Annotated in this window: 15 protein-coding genes; 10 read left to right on the top strand and 5 right to left on the bottom strand. The window is 44.7% G+C overall.

Features of this window, described 5'->3' with window-relative positions; translation table 11 throughout:
- Positions 1-108 precede the first annotated feature (108 nt).
- Together M8998_RS14630 and M8998_RS14625 are read left to right on the top strand one after the other, a co-directional pair.
- Positions 109-1,611 carry an aldehyde dehydrogenase family protein gene (locus M8998_RS14630; RefSeq protein WP_249994087.1) on the top strand — a complete coding sequence of 501 codons (1,503 nt, stop codon included), beginning with the start codon at positions 109-111 and terminating at the stop codon, positions 1,609-1,611.
- 81 nt (positions 1,612-1,692) lie between these two features.
- Positions 1,693-2,067, top strand: coding sequence for a DUF779 domain-containing protein (locus M8998_RS14625; RefSeq protein WP_249994085.1), 375 nt, complete (start codon positions 1,693-1,695; stop codon positions 2,065-2,067).
- A gap of 28 nt (positions 2,068-2,095) precedes the next feature.
- Here M8998_RS14625 and M8998_RS14620 read toward each other — a convergent pair whose 3' ends face one another.
- The 3 genes from M8998_RS14620 to M8998_RS14610 form a co-directional block, all read right to left on the bottom strand.
- The gene (locus tag M8998_RS14620; protein ID WP_249994149.1) at positions 2,096-2,500 is read right to left on the bottom strand and encodes an acyl-CoA thioesterase; all 405 of its coding nucleotides are present in this window, start codon (positions 2,498-2,500) and stop codon (positions 2,096-2,098) included.
- Between the two features lie 92 nt (positions 2,501-2,592).
- Positions 2,593-4,413: a MutS-related protein gene (locus M8998_RS14615; RefSeq protein WP_249994083.1), complete on the bottom strand. Its 1,821-nt coding sequence runs from the start codon at positions 4,411-4,413 to the stop codon at positions 2,593-2,595.
- Positions 4,414-4,473: 60 nt separating this feature from the next.
- Entirely contained in the window at positions 4,474-5,130 is a 657-nt protein-coding gene (locus M8998_RS14610) for a protein-L-isoaspartate(D-aspartate) O-methyltransferase (RefSeq protein WP_249994081.1), read from the bottom strand.
- A 143-nt stretch (positions 5,131-5,273) separates the two neighbouring features.
- Between M8998_RS14610 and M8998_RS14605 the strand changes: the two genes are divergently transcribed.
- From M8998_RS14605 to M8998_RS14585, 5 genes are all read left to right on the top strand, one after another.
- Positions 5,274-6,104 (top strand): penicillin-binding transpeptidase domain-containing protein, encoded by an 831-nt coding sequence (locus M8998_RS14605; RefSeq protein ID WP_249994079.1) that lies wholly within the window; start codon positions 5,274-5,276, stop codon positions 6,102-6,104.
- Positions 6,105-6,109: 5 nt separating this feature from the next.
- Positions 6,110-6,970: a DUF4886 domain-containing protein gene (locus M8998_RS14600; protein ID WP_249994077.1), complete on the top strand. Its 861-nt coding sequence runs from the start codon at positions 6,110-6,112 to the stop codon at positions 6,968-6,970.
- An 86-nt stretch (positions 6,971-7,056) separates the two neighbouring features.
- Positions 7,057-8,682, top strand: a complete 1,626-nt coding sequence (locus M8998_RS14595; protein WP_249994076.1) for a glycerol-3-phosphate dehydrogenase/oxidase — start codon at positions 7,057-7,059, stop codon at positions 8,680-8,682.
- 15 nt (positions 8,683-8,697) lie between these two features.
- Complete coding sequence (gene glpK, locus M8998_RS14590; RefSeq protein WP_249994075.1) at positions 8,698-10,200, top strand: glycerol kinase GlpK; 1,503 nt, start codon at positions 8,698-8,700, stop codon at positions 10,198-10,200.
- Complete coding sequence (locus M8998_RS14585; RefSeq protein WP_249994069.1) at positions 10,200-10,937, top strand: MIP/aquaporin family protein; 738 nt, start codon at positions 10,200-10,202, stop codon at positions 10,935-10,937. The genes glpK and M8998_RS14585 overlap by 1 nt, the downstream gene beginning before the upstream one ends.
- A gap of 55 nt (positions 10,938-10,992) precedes the next feature.
- Here the strand turns inward: M8998_RS14585 and priA are convergent, their stop codons facing one another.
- Together priA and M8998_RS14575 are read right to left on the bottom strand one after the other, a co-directional pair.
- Positions 10,993-13,479 (bottom strand): replication restart helicase PriA, encoded by a 2,487-nt coding sequence (gene priA, locus M8998_RS14580; protein WP_249994066.1) that lies wholly within the window; start codon positions 13,477-13,479, stop codon positions 10,993-10,995.
- A gap of 72 nt (positions 13,480-13,551) precedes the next feature.
- The gene (locus M8998_RS14575) at positions 13,552-13,941 is read right to left on the bottom strand and encodes a DUF423 domain-containing protein (protein ID WP_249994065.1); all 390 of its coding nucleotides are present in this window, start codon (positions 13,939-13,941) and stop codon (positions 13,552-13,554) included.
- A 391-nt stretch (positions 13,942-14,332) separates the two neighbouring features.
- Here M8998_RS14575 and M8998_RS14570 point away from each other — a divergent pair, with 391 nt between their 5' ends.
- From M8998_RS14570 to M8998_RS14560, 3 genes are all read left to right on the top strand, one after another.
- Positions 14,333-14,893 carry an RNA polymerase sigma-70 factor gene (locus M8998_RS14570; RefSeq protein WP_249994063.1) on the top strand — a complete coding sequence of 187 codons (561 nt, stop codon included), beginning with the start codon at positions 14,333-14,335 and terminating at the stop codon, positions 14,891-14,893.
- A gap of 46 nt (positions 14,894-14,939) precedes the next feature.
- Positions 14,940-16,061 (top strand): FecR family protein, encoded by a 1,122-nt coding sequence (locus tag M8998_RS14565; protein WP_249994061.1) that lies wholly within the window; start codon positions 14,940-14,942, stop codon positions 16,059-16,061.
- Between the two features lie 202 nt (positions 16,062-16,263).
- Positions 16,264-19,611 (top strand): TonB-dependent receptor, encoded by a 3,348-nt coding sequence (locus tag M8998_RS14560; protein WP_249994059.1) that lies wholly within the window; start codon positions 16,264-16,266, stop codon positions 19,609-19,611.
- Positions 19,612-19,621 lie beyond the last annotated feature (10 nt).

The raw sequence follows: 19,621 nt of genomic DNA, 5'->3' as shown, positions 1-19,621 counted from the left end.
GATTATGCTATTCATTAGGATTATTATGCTAATTATCAGTTTAGTAAACCAGTAGATTTGACCTATTGGCGATTCACATAATCGTATATAAAACTAAATTTAGTAATCATGAGTGTATTAGAAAGACCATCGTTCAAAGAACGATACGACAATTACATTGGCGGGAAATACGTCGCCCCAGTAAATGGTAAATACTTCGACAACATCTCTCCTATAGATGGCAAAGTATATACACAGGTAGCACATTCGAGTAAAGAGGACTTGGATCTCGCGGTAGATGCTGCCAGCAAAGCCTTTGCTACTTGGAGCAAAACTTCTGCCACAGAGAGAAGCATTATTCTTAACAAAATTGCAGATCGCATAGAAGAAAACCTCGAGTACCTAGCTATTGTGGAAACAATTGATAATGGCAAAGCAGTACGTGAAACCTTGAATGCGGATATTCCTTTGGCAGCCGATCACTTTCGTTATTTTGCGAGTGTTATTCGGGCAGAAGAAGGCAGCGCAACAGAGCTGGATGCAGACACCTTATCTTTAATCATACACGAACCGTTAGGTGTTGTTGCGCAAATAATACCCTGGAATTTCCCGATACTTATGGCTGTGTGGAAGCTCGCTCCAGCATTAGCCGCAGGCTGTACTGTTGTATTGAAACCTGCGGAAAGCACGCCAACGTCTATCTTAGTATTGATGGAGCTTATCGAAGATCTTTTACCAGCTGGCGTTGTCAACATTGTGAACGGCTTTGGGTCTGAATTAGGTCGTGCATTGGTCACGAATCCTAAAGTAGCGAAAGCCGCATTTACCGGATCTACAGCAACGGGTAGGTTGGTCATGCAATACGCTACCGAAAACATTATTCCTGTGACATTGGAACTGGGAGGAAAATCGCCCAATGTATTCTTCAGCTCGGTAATGGATCAGGATGATGCGTATCTGGATAAGGCTATTGAAGGGGCCGTCTTATTTGCGCTAAACCAAGGGGAGATCTGTACGTGTCCTTCCAGAATCCTGGTACAGGAAGATATCGCAGACGAATTTATCCAAAAAGTAATCGATCGGGTGCAGCAGATTAAGGTAGGCAACCCATTAGATCCTGACGTAATGATGGGAGCGCAGGCTTCTGAAGTACAAAAGGATAAAATCTTGTCGTACATCAAATTGGGTAAAGAGGAGGGTGCAGAACTGCTCACCGGAGGCGAGGCAAACAAGGTCGGCGATGGCTTAAATGATGGATATTATATACAACCAACCATCTTTAAAGGGCACAACAAAATGCGTATCTTTCAAGAGGAGATCTTTGGCCCTGTGGTTTCAGTCACTACTTTTAAAGATGAAAAAGAAGCAATCGAAATCGCCAACGATACCATCTATGGGTTGGGCGCTGGCGTATGGACTCGAGATGCACATCAATTATACACCGTACCACGTGCCATTCAGGCAGGACGCGTATGGGTCAATCAATACCACTCCTATCCTGCTGGAGCTCCATTTGGTGGCTACAAACAATCTGGTGTAGGCCGGGAAAATCACAAAATGATGTTAGGACATTACCGTCAAACAAAAAATATGTTGATTTCCTACAGTAAAGAAAAGCTGGGCTTCTTTTAAAGAGCCAACCAATGATTTATTTTCCTGGATGCCGCGCCCACATGTCGCAGCATCCAGGATAAATTACAAACTATAAAAATCATGATAGCACGTATAGACTCTACCGACTCCGCCAAACAGTTAATCCAAGAACTGGTCGATAAGCATGGAGAACTCATGTTTTACCAGGCTGGCGGTTGCTGCGAAGGCACACAACCACAATGCTTCGAAAAGGGCGGTTATTTCCCTCGTATGAACGATGCCATGATTGGTTTAGTGGAAGGATTCGAATTTTGGATTGATAGGGATTTATTTGAATACTGGCAATATTCACATTTCACTTTAGACGTACTCCATGGCTTCGGCCCGGGTGGATTCTCACTGGAAACTCCCCTTGGCAAAACCTTCAAAGTACACTATCGCTTATTTACAGAACGTGAATTAGCAGATTTGAGTCCCGTAAAAAGAAGTATCTAAAACCGTGAAGAATGCTACTGACAAAACATTAGGAAGTAACTCCTAAACCCTGCAAAACCGGTATTGGCTTCTTGTCGTCGTCCAACGCCACGAAAGTAAAAGATCCTTGAATAGCCAGCTCTCTGCTATCCTCGTACATACTTTCTAAGAAAATCTGTACCCGCACCTTCACACTGGTATTTCCGACCTTCTCCACTCGTCCTACCGCCTCTACAATACTACCCGCTGGAATAGCTTTATTAAAATCTATTTTATCGGTAGACACCGTTACCAATCGCTTACGGCAGAAACGGGTGGCTGCCATAAAACTTACTTCATCCATAATAGCCAGCGCTTTACCGCCAAAGAGCGTGTCGTGATGGTTGGTAATGGACGGAAAAACCGTAATACAAACCCGGGTTTCCGATCGTTCTATTCTTTCTGCTATCGTCACGGTGATATCTTCTTCTATTGTCTGCAAAATCCTAATAAATGTAATGGTGGGGGCAAATATAAATAAATCTAGCTTGCTCTACGCGTCGCCGCTTATTGCACATCAGGCGTAGCCTCTACCTCTACACCAATTCCTTTTAAAAGCATGGAGGCATTGAATATTTTACATTCGCCCGATTTCAGCTTGTAATCAAACAGCATCTCCCCTTCGCGAATCTGTATATCGAAGTGATAGTTTACCAAATCCAAGGGATAATGATCCGCTAACTTGGAAAGTTGCAGATCGTGCGTGGCGACCATCCCTTTACCTTCCATATCCAACAATTTTTTAATAACGGCCTTAGATCCTAAATACTTGTCTACCGAATTGGTTCCACGCAACATTTCATCGATCAGAAAGAAACTGTCTTTTGCCACCTGTACGATACCCAAAATAAATTTCATTCGATCCAGCTCCGCTTTAAAAGTAGATGTACTTTCATTCAGATCATCTTTGATCCGCATGTACGTAACCAATCGGTAGATCGGTAGTTTCAGTCGCAAAGCGCAAACCACGGATCCGGTATAAGCAAGCACCGCATTGATGCCAACCGTACGTAGAAAGGTACTTTTACCCGCCATATTAGATCCTGTGACCAAGGCGACGCGATGATCTTGCGCCAAATAATCATTGGCCACAGATTTATCCGCTGGAATTAACGGATGCGACAAGGCCTGTGCTTCGATCCGATCTCCCTGAAAGTCTTCCGCAATTTCTGGCAAATGCCATTCAGGATTATTGTACGACAAGATACCCAAAGAAACCAGTGCTTCGTACTGCGCCATTACTTCGAAAGCCTGCAAGGTATCCTCTGCGTATTTATTTTTCCACTGCATAATGGCCAAAACCTGACGAAAATCCCATAACATGAACATGTTGAGTAGTGCGCCCACAATCAGATTATTGCGCGCATCCAGCTTATCAATCAATTTTCCGAGTTTATGTAATGCTTCTGAGAGCGGTGCATCGTTATCAGTGCGGAGGCGCTGCTGCAAGGCCTGATTAAGCGGCGCAGTAAAAGATCGCTTCTCAATTGCCTCAATAGCACCACTGTACGCCATCATAATGGCACCAATCTTGTCTATTCGATCAGAGAAAACAGATACACGACCCGCCAACGCTAAGGTCCACAGCAAATGGGTAACCGCCAACATCACCACATAAGACATCACATTGTATCCTGCGATGGATACGACGATACCTGTCGTGATCAAGATCGGGGCAATGAAAGTATAGATCCGCATAAAAGCATTTCCGAAGGTCATCGCTTTACCTTCGAAATAGGCAGACAAATACATCCTGAGATTAGTTTTAGATGTTACATTGAACAACAGTTTTGTCTGCAGCTGCTGATTAAAGGGTGCATCTGCAGCGAACTCTTGAATAGCAGCCTGCCGATCTAAGATCGTCTGCCGATCTGGTGCTGCGTCTAGCCACTTCGCCAAGGTATTGCTACCATCTTGTGTGGCACTACGGTTTATTTTCGAAAATAAGGAATGTGGACCGAAGATGTCTAAGTCAGAAGAATAAGGGTGCTTAGGATCTTGATATTCCGACCCATCAGAATACAGATTGGTATGCCCTTCGATCATCCCCTGTTCGTTTTCATTTATTTGTAGAAAAGCGCGTTTCTCGTCTCGCAACCTTTCCAATTTAGCTTGCCGGAATACCAGATACAGGAAGAATACAATCACAAAGATGGCACAAAGTAGCACCTGGATAACGCTATTGGATTGAAAGAGCATAAACAAGGCTGCCCCTCCGCCAATGATCACGGCAAGGCGCAATAGACTGAACGTGTTCACCTGCTTGTCCAGCGAAGCAATCTCCGACTTGGTTTGCGAAATATTTTGTTGATAGAAGTTTGCTGACACGGGATCTTATGGGGTTTGAATCATTAAAAACGTGATCAAAAGCCCGAAATCATCTACTTATTACCAGGCCTGATCACCTACCAAAGGTACAAAACGAAATGTATCCAGCTCAATACGTTCAAAGTCATTTTCACCGACACGTAGAATTGTAACCATCTTTTGTTCTTTCTCATCTCCTACCGGAATGACTAACAGACCGCCAAATTTGAGCTGTTTAAGCATGATTTCAGGTACAAGGGGTGCTCCTGCCGTCACAATGATCTTATCATAAGGAGCGCTTGACGCAATTCCTTTGGAGCCATCACCGTAGAAAAAATTAGGCTGATAGCCCATGTAAGGCAGTACCATCTTGGTCCGATTGTACAAATTTTCTTGCCGCTCAATCGTAAATACTTCTGCACCCAGTTCCAGCAATACGCAGGTTTGATAGCCGGAGCCTGTTCCGATTTCCAATATTTTATCGCCGGCACGTACATGGAGAAGCTCCGATTGATAAGCTACCGTATAGGGTTGTGAGATGGTTTGTCCGTCTCCTATTGGAAATGCGATATCTCGGTAGGCCTGGTTCCAGAATGTTTCATCGAAAAAATAATGACGCGGAATTTTAGCGATGGCAGCGAGTACCCGTTGATCCTGAATACCTCGCTTTTCCAACAGCTTAACCAGTTGTTTACGCGCACCCTTTTCTCTGTAATTATCGATGAATTTGTAGGCCATTTGGTTCAAAAATAACATTGTTAAACCACATTTGGGCAGATTAATTACAAAACGTTGGACACGAGTTATTTCACTTTTAACGCGATCAAGACACCTAAAATGCCTAAAAATTTCGATAGATTTACCGAACAATCTTATTAGCAATGCACTACCTAAGATCACTTTTCTACTTGCTCCTGTTTAGTACCAACATGGGGTCGGCATTCGGGCAAGAGCTGCTTTCCGATCGATATGCCTCTGCGTTTCGAGACATTCTTACCGAGCATAACCTGCTCGGCACTGTCCTCGTATTTGATGCGCAGCAAGACAGCTTTTATTCGAACGATTTTCAACGTGCAGCACAAGGATTTCTACCGGCATCTACGTTTAAAATCCCCAATACGTTGATTGCATTGGAGACTCATATTGTAACAGATGAAAATAGCATATTGCATTGGGATGGCAAAAAACGCAACAATGTCCGTTGGGAAAAAGACCTGACTCTTAAAGAAGCCTTTCGGCTATCCTGTGTCCCTTGTTATCAAGAGATTGCCGGTAAAATTGGTTTGCCGAGTATGCTAGATTATCTCACCCTCTTTTCATACCCAGGTATGGATGTACGACAAGAAACGTTACAAAACTTCTGGCTTGTTGGAGACTCGAAAATTTCTACTTTCCAACAGGTACAATTTTTACGTGACTTCTATAACCGAAAGATTCCCCTCTCTGACAGCACCTATCAGACTATGCTAAAGGTCTTAGAAATCGAATCACAGCCTACTTATTCTTGGAGCGGAAAGACGGGTTGGAGCACAGATCATGGAGATAACGGCTGGTTTGTCGGCTATTTACGTCGTGGTAGTGCGCTCTATTACTTTGCTGCCAACCTGGAACCAAAAGATGCTGATCATGTAGACGAATTTCTCGTGGCCCGTGAACAGGCTGTGCGCCAGGCACTACAAGCCATGCATGCCTTCGAAGAAAAACATAACTGATAATAATGATGAAAAGATATACCATCTATGCCCTCGTGCTCCTGCTTTCTTTGCAAGTAGGAATGGCACAGGTAAAAGACGCTGTTAGCAAACAAGCACTCAAAGTATTGGCCATTGGGAACAGCTTTTCCGAAGATGCTTTGGAAAATTACCTGCACGAACTCGCCGCCACCGCCGATCGGGAGATCATTATTGGCAATCTCTATATTGGTGGTGCGCCACTGGATCTACACGTACGCAACGCACAGGAGGATAAAGCGGCCTATAGTTACCGAAAAGTACATTTGGATGGCAGCAAAACGACGCAGGAAAACACGTCAATTTCCACGGCCTTGGCCGATGAAGACTGGGATTACGTTAGCTTACAGCAAGCCAGCCCATTATCTGGCCAATACAACGTAATAATGGAAAGCCTGCCGAGCTTGATGGATTACGTAAAAGGAAAGGTATCTCCCCACACCCAACTGGTGTATCATCAAACCTGGGCTTACCAGGCTGATAGCGAACACGAAGGCTTCGTTAACTACCAAAAAAGCCAGCAACATATGTATGAAGCCATTGCATCCGCAACAAAAAAGATAAGCAAACAAAAAGGATTCGCCTTTGTCGTTCCCTGTGGAACGGCCATTCAGAATGCGCGAAGTAGTAGCATAGGCGATCACTATACACGGGATGGCTATCATCTGGATTTAAATTACGGCCGCTTTACCGCAGCCTGCACTTGGTATGAAAAGCTATTTAAATTGGATTCTCGTAAGAATACCTATAAACCAGCCGGTATAACAGCAAGCCAAGCTGATATAGCAAAAGCCGCAGCTCATGCCGCCGTAAAAAATCCCTTTAAAATTACCTTAACAAAAAAATAGTTTTACGTAACTCTCATCGCCTATATTTTTCGTTTTTTATGGTTGGTTTTCTTTATATTTAAAATATCCACAAATGAAACCAGGAAATGACATACGATGCAAGGTTTTTAAGAGAGACACAGTATAATCGATTAACAGAGACAACGGAGTGGGATTTTATCGTAATCGGTGGCGGAGCCACTGGATTAGGCGTTGCAGTTGATGCAGCGAGCCGCGGTTTTAAAACACTTCTTTTAGAAAAAACAGATTTTGCAAAGGGGACATCCAGCCGTAGTACTAAACTGGTGCACGGTGGTGTGCGTTACCTGGCACAAGGCGACATTAAATTAGTTTATGGCGCATTGAGAGAGCGTTGGCGCATCTTTAAAAATGCGCCTCATGTATCCCGCACCCAATCATTTATCATCCCTTGCTATAGCTTTATTGAAAAGTGGAAATACCTCATCGGCCTGAAACTGTACGATTGGCTAGCGGGTAAATATAGTATTGGCCGATCTGTATTTTTGTCAAAAAAAGATGCTGCTCAGCATTTAGGTAATTTAAAAACACATAAATTACAAGGTGGGGTCCGATACTATGATGGGCAATTTGACGATGCCAGATTGGCGGTCAACTTAGCGCAGACTGCCATGGAACATCAGGCCTGTGTACTCAATCATACGTCGGTTACGGCAGTGCTCAAAAATACGCAGGGCCAGGTAGATGGTGTCGCATTTGTAGACCTGGAAACAGACCGAGCCTACCAGGTTCGTGGACGTGCAATTATTAATGCAACTGGTATCTTCGTCGACGATATTTTGTCTATGGCCAGTCCTAAGCATGCGCGGTTGGTTAGACCAAGCCAAGGTACACACGTGGTGATAGACCGTTCCTTTTTGCCGGAAGCTCAAGATGCCTTAATGATTCCTAAAACCAGTGATGGACGCGTGCTCTTTGGCGTACCATGGCATGATTATCTGGTATTAGGCACTACCGATACGGCTGTGGAAGAAAAACTGGAAGAGCCGATTCCTTTAGAAGAAGAGATTGATTTCATCTTATCTACCGCAGCATCTTATCTGGATAAGGCGCCAACAAGAGCAGATGTACTCAGCACCTTTTCCGGTCTTCGCCCTTTGGCAGCAAATCTAGGTAAAAATCAGAAAACCAAGGAAATATCAAGAGATCATAAGCTTATTGTACACGATTCTAAGCTGATCACTATTACCGGAGGAAAGTGGACCACTTATCGTAAGATGGCGGAAGACACCGTCAATAAAGGCATCGAAACTTCAGGTTTGAGTTGGACAGAATGCAAGACCGCCTCTTTACCCATTCATGGGTCTGAAACCTCCATTACACCGCAGCAAGAGCGACTTGCCTTCTATGGAAGTGACGCAGCTAAAATTCTGGCGCTGGAAAAAGAAAATCCTCCCTTTGCCGAACGTATCCTGCCAGAACTTCCACATACGGTTGCTCAAGTAGTATGGGCGATACATGTAGAGATGGCGCGTACCGTAGAAGATGTACTTGCCCGCCGCCTACGTATACTTTTTTTAGATGCGAAGCTTGCCGTTGCAGCAGCACCAGTCGTAGCGCATATCTTGGCAACAGAATTGGAGTATGATATCGACTGGGAAGCCCAGCAGGTGCGTGCTTTTGAAGCATTGGCAAAAGGTTACTTCACGAGTGGAGCCCAAAAGCAAATTTCTTTATCAGACGTTTCTCATTAGCAAATCAATTATTGTATGAAACCTTATATCCTTTCTATTGATCAGGGTACTACTAGTTCGCGAGCAATATTAGTTGATCACGACGGTAAAATTATAGATATCGCACAGCAGGAGTTTGAACAGCATTTTCCGCAATCTGGCTGGGTAGAGCACGACCCCATGGAGATCTGGTCATCCCAATTGGCCGTGATCACCTCCGTGATTGCAAAAAGTAAAATTCGCTCTGCCGACATCCATGCGATCGGGATTACTAACCAACGGGAAACCACCATCGTGTGGGATCGAAATACGGGTAAGCCGATCTATCCAGCGATTGTATGGCAGGATCGTCGCACAGCCGACTACTGCGATGAATTAAAAGAAAAAGGCCATGAAGAGATGGTACGGGATAAGACAGGCTTACTGATAGACTCCTACTTTTCGGCAACGAAGATTAAGTGGATACTGGACGAAGTAGACGGTGCGCTGGAACGTGCGGAAGCAGGAGAACTGGCATTCGGCACGGTAGATTCCTGGCTGATCTGGAACCTGACTAATGGCGCAGCGCACCTTACGGACATCACCAATGCATCTCGCACCATGCTCTTTAATATTCATACCTGCGAGTGGGATAGCGAACTGCTCGATCTGTTTGGCATTCCAGAAGCAATGTTACCAGAAGTCAAATCTTCGTCGGAGATGTATGGAGAAACTTCTGTAGATGTGTTGAAAACAGCGATTCCAATTGCTGGTATTGCTGGCGATCAGCAATCGGCCCTTTTTGGCCAGCTGTGCATCGAAAAAGGTATGGTAAAGAACACCTATGGCACTGGCTGTTTTATGCTGATGAATACCGGAACCAAAGCGATTAAATCGGAGCATAAATTGGTAACCACTATAGCCTGGAAAATTGGAGATGAAGTTACGTACGCCTTAGAGGGCAGTGTATTTATTGCCGGTGCGGTGGTACAATGGCTCCGGGATGGATTGGGTCTGATCAAGAAATCAAAACATGTAACTGCTTTAGCAGAGAAGGTAGAAGACACTGGTGGTGTATATGTTGTCCCGGCCTTTGCCGGCTTAGGCGCCCCACACTGGGATTCGCGAGCGCGAGGAAGTATTTATGGGATTACGCGTGGCACCACAGATGCGCATCTTGCGCGTGCATGCCTGGAATCTATTGCCTTTCAGTCTTACGATGTGCTGGATGCGATGCAACAGGATGCTGGCCATGCTATTGAAGAACTTCGTGTAGATGGCGGAGCTACCTCCAACGATGTTTTACTAAAGTTTCAGGCAACGCTTTTGGGGGCCACTGTCGTACGACCAAAAAATACAGAATCTACCGCAATGGGTGCGGCATATCTCGCCGGACTGGCTACGGGTTTCTGGAAAGACATCTCAGAGATACAGAAAAAATGGTCCGTAGATAAAAAGTTCGAACCAGAAAAAGAGATTGACAGCACCCTGGTGTTGAAGGAATGGCACGCTGCCGTAGAAGCAACGAAAGTTTGGGCATCCCTTAAAAACAAGAAGTAATGAACGCGATAGTAGCAGAAATGTTTGGCACTTTCCTCATGATCCTGCTGGGAAGTGGCGTAGTGGCCAATGTTTTACTCACCGATACCAAAGGACACGGTAGTGGTTGGATCGTGATCACGACTGCTTGGGCGTTAGCTGTTTTTATTGGAGTATCTGTTGCCGGGCCATACAGCGGTGCACACCTCAACCCTGCTGTTACCCTTTCTGTATGGATGATTGATGAAATCGAAAGCGTTCTGGCAATTTCCTACGTCGGTGCGCAATTTGTAGGTGCGATGCTAGGTGCAGGTTTAGTATGGTTATGCTACCGCCCACACTTTGCGCGAACGGAAGATCCAGGACTAACACAAGCAGTGTTCTGTACAGCACCGGCAATTCGAGATTACCGTTCCAATTTCCTGATGGAGACTGTGGCTACATTTGTGCTGATTGCTACCATTTTATTCTTTCAAGAGCCTTCTATGCAATTGGATGAGACTGCTGGCATAATTGGCTTAGGCTCGATTGGCGCATTACCCGTAGCTTTTCTCGTTTGGGGTATAGGCTTGGCGCTTGGAGGCACCACTGGGTACGCCATCAATCCCGTGCGTGACCTTGGTCCTCGCGTGGTATATAGCCTATTGCCCATCAGGCCTAAAGCAGGATTCGACATTCGTTATGCCTGGATTCCAGTGATCGCACCATTGCTTGGCTCTGCTATTGCTACTTGGCTATACCAACTATTGACGAGTTGAAGATTTTCTTTTCTACTACGAGAAGCTACGGCTTCTCGTCGTTTATGTTAGGAGTTTAATAAGGATCTACATCCACCACAACACGCACACTGGAATTCTTTTTATCCAGTTCAAAATGCAGTAATGCCTGGCGAATAAGTTCCTTCACCTTGACAATACTGATGCCAGTACGCTCAATCTTCAACGTGATGGTCTGTATGTAGTTATTACGGATACGGGCCACTAAAGGTTGCTCTGGCCCAAGCACGCGTTCTTCTAAGGTAGTACGCAGCAAATTCGCCAGCTTATTGGCCGAATCTAAGCACTTATCTTGATCCACATGCTTTACATCTAATCGGATTAGCCGATAGAAAGGAGGATAATGGTAATTTTTCCGCTCCGTGATTTCGTTGGTGAACATGGCCAGGTAATCGTGCTGTACCACCTGCTCTAGTACACGATGGTTTGGAGAATATGTTTGTATAATTACGCGTCCCTGCGTCTGCCGACGTCCGGAGCGCCCCGCCACTTGCGAAAAAAGGGAAAATGCCCGTTCATACGATCGGAAATCCGGGAAGTTAATCATAGCATCGGCATTGATGATACCAATTAGATTGACACGGCCAAAATCCAGTCCTTTAGCCACCATCTGAGTACCAATCAGCACGTCAAACTCATGGTCATCAAAAGCGGTTATCACTTTATCGAATCCATGCTTGCCGCGTGTAGAATCCAGATCCAGCCGACCAATCCGTAATTGCGGCATAAGCAGCTCCAACTCTTCTTCAATACGCTCTGTACCGTATCCTTTATTTTCTAGGTGTGTAGAGCCACAGGCAGGACAACGTTGAATATTCTCCTCCGAAAACCCACAGTAATGACAATGCAGCAGATTGCTAGACTTATGATAGGTTAAACTCACATCACACTGAACACATTTGGCAACATAACCGCAGGTTTTACATTGTAAAAATGGCGTATGACCGCGACGGTTTTGAAACAGAATCACTTGCTCTTTTTGCGCTACAGCATCTTCAATGCCCTTGAGCAGCGTCTTGCTGAAATAGTTCACCATTTGATCCTTGCGCCCTTCTTCTGTAACATGGAGAATCTCTATAGCAGGCAACTGCACCTCTCCAAAACGTTCGGAAAGCGTAACCAAACCATATTTACCCGCTTTCGCATTATAAAAGCTTTCTACCGAAGGCGTCGCAGATCCTAATAACACCTTTGCGCCATAGGTACTCGCCAAATAAATGGCGGCGTCTCGCGCATGATATCGTGGCGCCGGCTCAAACTGTTTATAGGAGCTTTCGTGTTCTTCATCTACGACGATTAAGCCCAGATTTTTGAATGGAAGCAATACGGCTGAACGTGCACCCACAATAATTTTGAGCTCCCCATTGAGCACCTTGTACCATACCTCGGCACGTTCATTATCATTAAATTTGGAATGATACACGCCCAATTGATCACCGAAATATAGTTTCAAACGTTCGGTAATTTGCGCCGTCAACGCAATTTCTGGCAACAAAAACAGCACATGCTGCCCCTGTGCCAACACCTTTTCTATTAGTCGAACATAGAGCTGAGTTTTACCGGAAGCCGTTACACCATGCAATAATACTACGTCTTTCTCTTCAAACAGCTCATTGAGCTGTTCGTAAGCTTGCTGTTGAGGCGTACTAAAGGTGAAGTCTTTCTGCAACACAATATCGGTACCTTGAAAGCGGCTCACCACTTTTTCCTTAACATCAAACACACCCTTATCGATCAATGCAGTTATGGCCGACGAACCGCAGCCAGAAGCTTCCATAATGTCTTGACGGGTGATTTCTCCGCCTTGTTTCTGCAATTGCATAAAGGCCAATACAGCATCCTGTTGCATGGGAGCCCGGTTTAATGCGTCCAGCAACTCCCGTTTCCCCTCCCCATCTGAATAGGTAGATGCAAAGGTTAAAAAGGTTTTTACTTTAGGCTTATAGCGTTGTTTTATTTCTTCTGAAATCAGGATAAACCCTTTATCAAATAAACTTTTCAGCAATGGAAACACGCTTTTCTGGCCTAAAACCTTGATTACGTCACTAATTCTGAGCTCACCAGCCACGTCCAGCGCATCCATGACAAGAAAGGCCTTATCATTAAGTCCGCTTCGATCCAGGTCACTTTGATCTGCGGAGCGGATTTTCGTTTCGGAGGCCATCTTCAATGCTGCCGGCAGTGCGGCTTGCATGACATCGCCAACGTGGCACATGTAGTAATCCGATATCCAATGCCAGAAATCCAGCTGTCGAACTCCCACTATGCTATTTTCGTCCACCACATCCAAAATATATTTGGCTTCATATCGGAGCGGTGCTTCTTGTGTCACTCGCTCAACAATGGCTGCATAAATTCGATTTTTTCCGAATTGCACAATAACACGAACCCCTAGCTTAACCTGCTCATTCAGCGCCTCTGGTACCCGATAGGTATACGACTTGGCAATTGGCAAAGGTAATATAACCTCTACAAATAGCGTCTGACGGGCAATTGCGGTTTCAAAAAGTTCGGGTGATGACATATACAAATGTAAAAAAATACCCTCGATTAGTAGTCACTAACCGAGGGTATCCTTATGTGATAACACAAGGTCTTATGCGCGGTGCCGTAAAGCAGCCGAGAACAAACCAATCCAACCTACAATAAAAAATAATCCGCCGACCGGCGTTACAGGTCCGAGCATACCTATTTGTGTAATCCCCAACAGTTCCCGAGTGCTAAGCACGTACAAAGAACCGGAAAACAAGAGGATACCGACCGTAAACGCAATAAATGACAATCGGATGGATTGACTTTTTGCACGTGAAAAAGTAGACAAAAACAATAAGGCCAGCGTATGGTAAAAATGGTAGCGATTTGCAGTTTCCCAGGTTTGCAATTGGGATTCACTGATTTTATCGGCTAAACCATGCGCACCGAATGCTCCTAATATGACAGCGGTCATCCCAAAAAATGCTGCGATAAGAATAATTTGTTTGTTCATAATAACGTACCAGCCTAAAAAGTCGGTTTCATTTGAGTAAATGTATGAAAATTGCGTGTAATTTACGTCGGGTAATAGCATTTTATATCTGATGTTAAAATGGAAAAAACCCAGAAAAGGTGATTTTAATCCTAGAATTTTGTACACCAAAGCTTAAGAAGATATGACTCATAACGGGTGTCTGGCCATTGCAATTTTCTTTGAAAATTTTTCGCATTTTCTTGCAAGATACATTTCACTCAACGTGAACGTATGTCAAAAAGTGAAGTTTGCGATTTATTTTCTTTTTTACTACTATTGCTTAAGGCAAGGTGAAATAATCTTCCTCAAACCATTTTTAAACGAAATAACAGGATTTCGTTGATCGTATTTAATCTTAATAAAAGAGAATATGTTATTGGACGAAAAAGAGCTTTTATCGGCTTTTCGTAATGGAGACGAATCGGCATTCGCCATGCTTTATGATCAATATTGGGAACACCTATACCTCCACGCCTTCCGTATCCTTAAAGATCGACATGCTACTGAAGACGTAATTCAAGATGTCTTTATTTCGTTATGGAAAAAACACAAAACACTAAAAATAAGAAATTTAAATAATTATCTCTATCAAGCTACACGCTATCAAGTCTTCCGCTATCTTCGCCGCAAAGGATATACCGAACCACTAACTGCCGAACTAGAATTTTGTTTGACCACAGACGATCTGCAATCGGCTATTCAAGAAAACGAATTACGAACCTGGATTGATAGGGAAGTAGACAAACTTCCTCCAAAATGTCGAGAAATCTTTCTTTTGAGCCGACATCAACTACTAAACAATAGAGAGATTTCTAGCAGGCTAGCTATTTCGGTCAAAACAGTGGAAAATCAAATGACTATAGCCCTGCGCCGTCTACGCCAATTGTATCAACGGCTTAGTCTTTATCTATTATTTTTAATTTTCTTTTAGGGGTAAACAGCTATTTCTGGAACATATCATTATAAGGTGACGTATTTTGAGCAAATTTTCTAAATATTGGATCGAGCGGTATTTCAGGTCAAAAGACCCAGAAGCGGGTCATCGCTTGCACCGCGCCTACGAGCGCATGCAACGTTCCAAAGAGATTTGGGATGATACAAAGATGGGGCCTAAGCAAGAGGTAAGAGGCCGTATCTTACAACAAGTTCGGTTGTCAATTGATATTTCAAGAAAAGAAGCTCAAAGACCTGAAAACTGGCGGTTGATGGGCATCGCAGCCTCTCTGCTAGTAATTGTGGGTACCATTATTTTCACGTGGCATTCTGGATCAATGACTACCCACGATATTGCTCCAGGCGGCAACCATCTTGAACTGATATTGACAGATGGTACAGTCATTCAGCTGGATAGTATTAAGCGACCTTATCACAGCAAGGAGATGGGACTTATGATTGAGAGCACACAAGAAGGACGCCTACGCCTCTATAGTGATCTTCATGCTTTATCCACTGAGCCGGTGCACATTCGTACACCTAAGGGCGGACAGCACCAGATTGAGCTACCAGATGGCACGATAGTTTGGCTAAATGCAGATTCGGAATTGATTTTCCCCGCCCGTTTTTCGTTAGAAAAACGCCAAGTTACCCTTCTTGGTGAGGCCTATTTTGAAGTTTCGTCAGATTCAACAAGACCATTTATTGTGGCTACCCTCTACCAGGAAATAGAAGTCCTTGGTACACGATTTAATATTTGTGCCTATGCCAACGGGCCTAATATAAAAACCTCTTTATTAGAAGGAAAAGTTCGGATCAAGCTTAAAAATAACACACAAGAAATCATCCTTAAGCCGGGTCAGCAATCCCTATTGTCCGAAGGAATTTTAAAAGTTCAGCCAGTAAAAATGAGGGAAGTGATTGACTGGACCGCTGGCGATTTCATCTTCGATCAAGAATCATTGGGAGAAATCATGTCTAAAATTGAGCGTTGGTACGATGTGCATACAGAATGGAAGGGTGAAATCAAACAAATTCAAATGAGTGGAGAAGTCTCCAGAACAAAAAGCTTGCTACAAGTCCTTGATATTTTACATCTGTCTACGGGTGTTTATTTTGAATTGAAGGGACGAACCATTGTAATAAGCAACGATGCAATTAAATAACTAAAGACATAAAATATGAAATAACTAACTGGCAATTATTCAAGTAGCCAGAAGTGCGCTAACACTTCCGGCTGTAAGGAATCAAAACGACTAAACAACCATTTTATTAATCCTTAATCACAAAGATATGATTTTTTGTAAGGGAAATTACTGGGTCTGGCCTTCAGATCTTCGTAGCCTAAAAATACCGTGTACCCTCTTCATGCTTACTTTCCTGCAATCTTACGGTACCAGCGTAGCTCAAAAAGTAACTGTATCGAAAGATAATGCTCACCTCCAAGAAATTCTTCGGGATATCCGACAGCAGACTGGAATTGATTTTATCGTCCGTACAGAACAACTTAAAATAGCCAAACCTGTCAGCATTCAGGCAAAAAATACCGAACTGGATGTCGTATTGACCGAAATATTCGATGGACAGTCTCTGAGTTATATAAAAAAAGATAACACCATTGTTGTCACAAACACACGCGAATCAGCCGCTATCACAAATGTTCCAGCTACTCGTAAAGCACGTACGTCAAATATAATCCAGGGAGTACTTAGTGGAAGGGTTTTGGATCAATTGGGAGAACCCGTAGCGGGAGTATCCATTTCTGCGCCTAACGGCTATTCTACTACTACCGATGACGATGGTCGTTTTCATTTAATGATTTCCGGTACGGAGGCTCGACTTCAGTTCCGCTATATCGGATTCAAATCTGTTAGTCTTGTGGCGAAAGTCGGCGAACCTTTGGAAATCACCATGGAACAAGTGATTTCTGATTTGGATGAATTGGTAGTCACGGGCTATACTAAAGAAAAACGGCAAAATATTACCGGATCAATCGCGACCATCTCCGGTGAAAAACTAGCGTCTCGCCCTTTGACTAACCTGGCTTCGGGATTGCAGGGTCTGGCACCCGGGCTGGTGATGACGCGTGTAAATGGACAACCGGGGAATGAGCAATGGCTTGCCAACGTACGGGGAGTTAGCTCCATCAATGGCGACGTGCCTATGGTGCTGATTGATGGAGTACGCGGCAACCTCAGTTTGGTGAATCCCCTAGATGTAGAATCTATTACGATACTCAAGGATGCCTCCTCCACCGCCGTGTTTGGATCGACAGGAGCACGAGGCGTGATTCTGGTCACCACTAAATCTGGAACCGGAAAAATCCGTGTACAGTACGAGGGTCTCTTTAGTGCACAACGCCCCGCGCGCATGCCGCAGCTGATGAGCTCCTACGAATCGGCGTTGATGGAGAACATCGCCCGAATCAATGCAGGCGGCAACCCAACCTTTAATGATGAGTTGCTGAACCTTCTGCGCGATCCAACTATAACACAGCGCCCAGATCCGAACAACCCCAATAACTGGCAATTTTTAGGCGACTTCGACTACGTAGATCTCTTAACACGAAGATATACCCCACAGATGAACCACAACGTATCCGTCAGCGGCGGTGGAGACAAAGAATCTTTTCTGTTTTCTGTGGGAGGCTACAACCAACAAGGTTTTTTTGCCGTTGGCCCAGATAGGGCAAGCCGTATCAATGCCCGATCCAACTACAACCGCAAGCTATCCAAGCATTTCTCTTTAGATTCGCGCATCCAATACACGGGCGACAAGGTGGAAAGAATCCCTACGCAGCTCGAAGGCGACTACTCTGCTATTTACGAATTGTTTTCCCGTCGGCGAACGGTACCCTTATACGACCCCGAACGCCCCGGACAGTACAACGAGCAGTTTCCCTTAATGGGCATATTGGAAAGCTCAGGCGGACAATATTTGAATAGCCACGAAGTTTCAGGCGTGTTTACACTACAGGGAAATGACATTTTCGTCAAGAACCTTAATCTTCGTGCGGTCTACAGCCCGCGTATACTTACTTCATTTCAGGATCAACAACGTCGATCCGTTCCAGTATACGATCTATCTGGCCAACGTGGCTATATTGGTGGGGCCGCAAATGCACAGGCCAGCATCAGCAGAATCCGTTCCAGCACGATGTGGAACAATGTCCAGCTGGTAGGCGATTATGCGATAGATCTAGGTGATCACCAAATCAATGCACTGGCGGGTTACCGATACGACGATTTTCGCCAAGACCTCTTGTTAGCTTCAGGCCGGGAACTGCCGACCAATGAACTGTTCTCCCTGAATTACGGCAACCCGAACCAAATGTTTGTTTTGGACGACATACAGACCAACGCCCAGATTTCTCTTTTCAGCACCTTAGAGTATATCTTTGCCAACCGATACATTCTTCGAGGTACCCTAAATCGAGAAGGTAGCTCCCGGTTGGCACCAAACCTACGTTGGAATACTTTCCCAGGAGTATCAGCCGGATGGCGTATCAACAATGAATCTTGGTTCCAAGCGTCGCCCAAGCTGTCCTTTATCAACGACCTGAAGCTGCGCGCTACCTGGGGGCAACAGGGTAATGACCCTGGCGTAGGGAATTACCAGTATATCCCCATGCTTCAAACGGCCAACAGTTACCCCTTCAACAACACTAGAAATCAATACTTCTGGCAAAGCCAATTGCCTGCGAGCTTACGTACCTGGGAGCGGATCACCAGCTCCGACCTGGGCTTGGATTTTTTGCTATTTAACAGCAAGCTGAATGGTAGCTTTACCTACTTTTGGCGCGAAACGACGGGCATGCTCGCCCCGGTGCCAGTGCCTTCGGTCATTGGAGTTGGCGTGCCCATGTTCAACATCGCAGAGATGAAGTCTTGGGGTTGGGAGTTTGAACTAGGGTATAGAAATCAGATTGGCGACTTCAATTATTTTGTATCGGGAAATATCGCGGATAACAATAACCGCATTACCTCCTATGATGGTGCCACAAACGTATTCCTAGGGCTCAATGGTATTATTGAGGGCTATCCAGTCAGTTCACTTTTTGTGTATCAAGCCGACGGATATTTCCAGAACCAGGAACAGGTAGACAACCATGCCTTTCAAAACAATCAGACTGGCCCGGGAGATATTCGCTATGTAGACGTTAATGGTGATGGGATCATCTCCTTTGGCGACGCTACCTTAGACAACCCGGGTGACTTGGTTTACGCAGGTGACATTCGCCCGCGCTACCAGTTCGGGTTAAACTTCGGCGTTAATTACAAAGGTTTCGACTTCTCCGCCTTGATACAAGGAATTGGAAAGCGGAATTTTTTGCTTTCCAGCGTGATGACGGTTCCTTTTTTAGATACTTGGCGCCAACCTTGGATCATCCATGAGGATTACTGGACTCCCGAAAATCCAGATGCGCGATTTCCGAGACCCTTGGTAGGCGGCGGTATCAATGCTTTACCATCCACACATTGGTTAGTCAATGGAGCCTATGCTAGGCTTAAGAATCTACAGATTGGCTATTCTCTACCCCTGTCTTGGATCAACAGAATTGGCGTGAGCCGAAGCAGGATCTTTGTAGGTGGTGAGGATCTCTTTGAGGTATCACGAGTCTGGCACCCGTACATCGACCCAGAAAGACCAAACAATTTCGCGTTCAACTATCCGCTTTTCCGGACTTTCACCGCTGGAATTAATCTAACATTTTAAGCAAGAAAAC

Source organism: Sphingobacterium sp. lm-10, assembly GCF_023554555.1.
Classification (GTDB): Bacteria; Bacteroidota; Bacteroidia; order Sphingobacteriales; family Sphingobacteriaceae; genus Sphingobacterium.
This window is presented reverse-complemented; position numbering and strand designations above follow the sequence as displayed.

Bases quoted from the DNA above. Each gene is read 5' to 3' on its own strand.
- M8998_RS14605 (WP_249994079.1), top strand. From the start codon at position 5,274: ATGCACTACCTAAGATCACTTTTCTACTTGCTCCTGTTTAGTACCAAC.
- M8998_RS14585 (WP_249994069.1), top strand. From the start codon at position 10,200: ATGAACGCGATAGTAGCAGAAATGTTTGGCACTTTCCTCATGATCCTG.
- M8998_RS14600 (WP_249994077.1), top strand. From the start codon at position 6,110: ATGATGAAAAGATATACCATCTATGCCCTCGTGCTCCTGCTTTCTTTG.
- M8998_RS14560 (WP_249994059.1), top strand. From the start codon at position 16,264: ATGCTTACTTTCCTGCAATCTTACGGTACCAGCGTAGCTCAAAAAGTA.
- glpK (WP_249994075.1), top strand. From the start codon at position 8,698: ATGAAACCTTATATCCTTTCTATTGATCAGGGTACTACTAGTTCGCGA.
- M8998_RS14595 (WP_249994076.1), top strand. From the start codon at position 7,057: ATGACATACGATGCAAGGTTTTTAAGAGAGACACAGTATAATCGATTA.
- M8998_RS14630 (WP_249994087.1), top strand. From the start codon at position 109: ATGAGTGTATTAGAAAGACCATCGTTCAAAGAACGATACGACAATTAC.
- M8998_RS14570 (WP_249994063.1), top strand. From the start codon at position 14,333: ATGTTATTGGACGAAAAAGAGCTTTTATCGGCTTTTCGTAATGGAGAC.
- M8998_RS14575 (WP_249994065.1), bottom strand. From the start codon at position 13,941: ATGAACAAACAAATTATTCTTATCGCAGCATTTTTTGGGATGACCGCT.
- M8998_RS14610 (WP_249994081.1), bottom strand. From the start codon at position 5,130: ATGGCCTACAAATTCATCGATAATTACAGAGAAAAGGGTGCGCGTAAA.
- priA (WP_249994066.1), bottom strand. From the start codon at position 13,479: ATGTCATCACCCGAACTTTTTGAAACCGCAATTGCCCGTCAGACGCTA.
- M8998_RS14625 (WP_249994085.1), top strand. From the start codon at position 1,693: ATGATAGCACGTATAGACTCTACCGACTCCGCCAAACAGTTAATCCAA.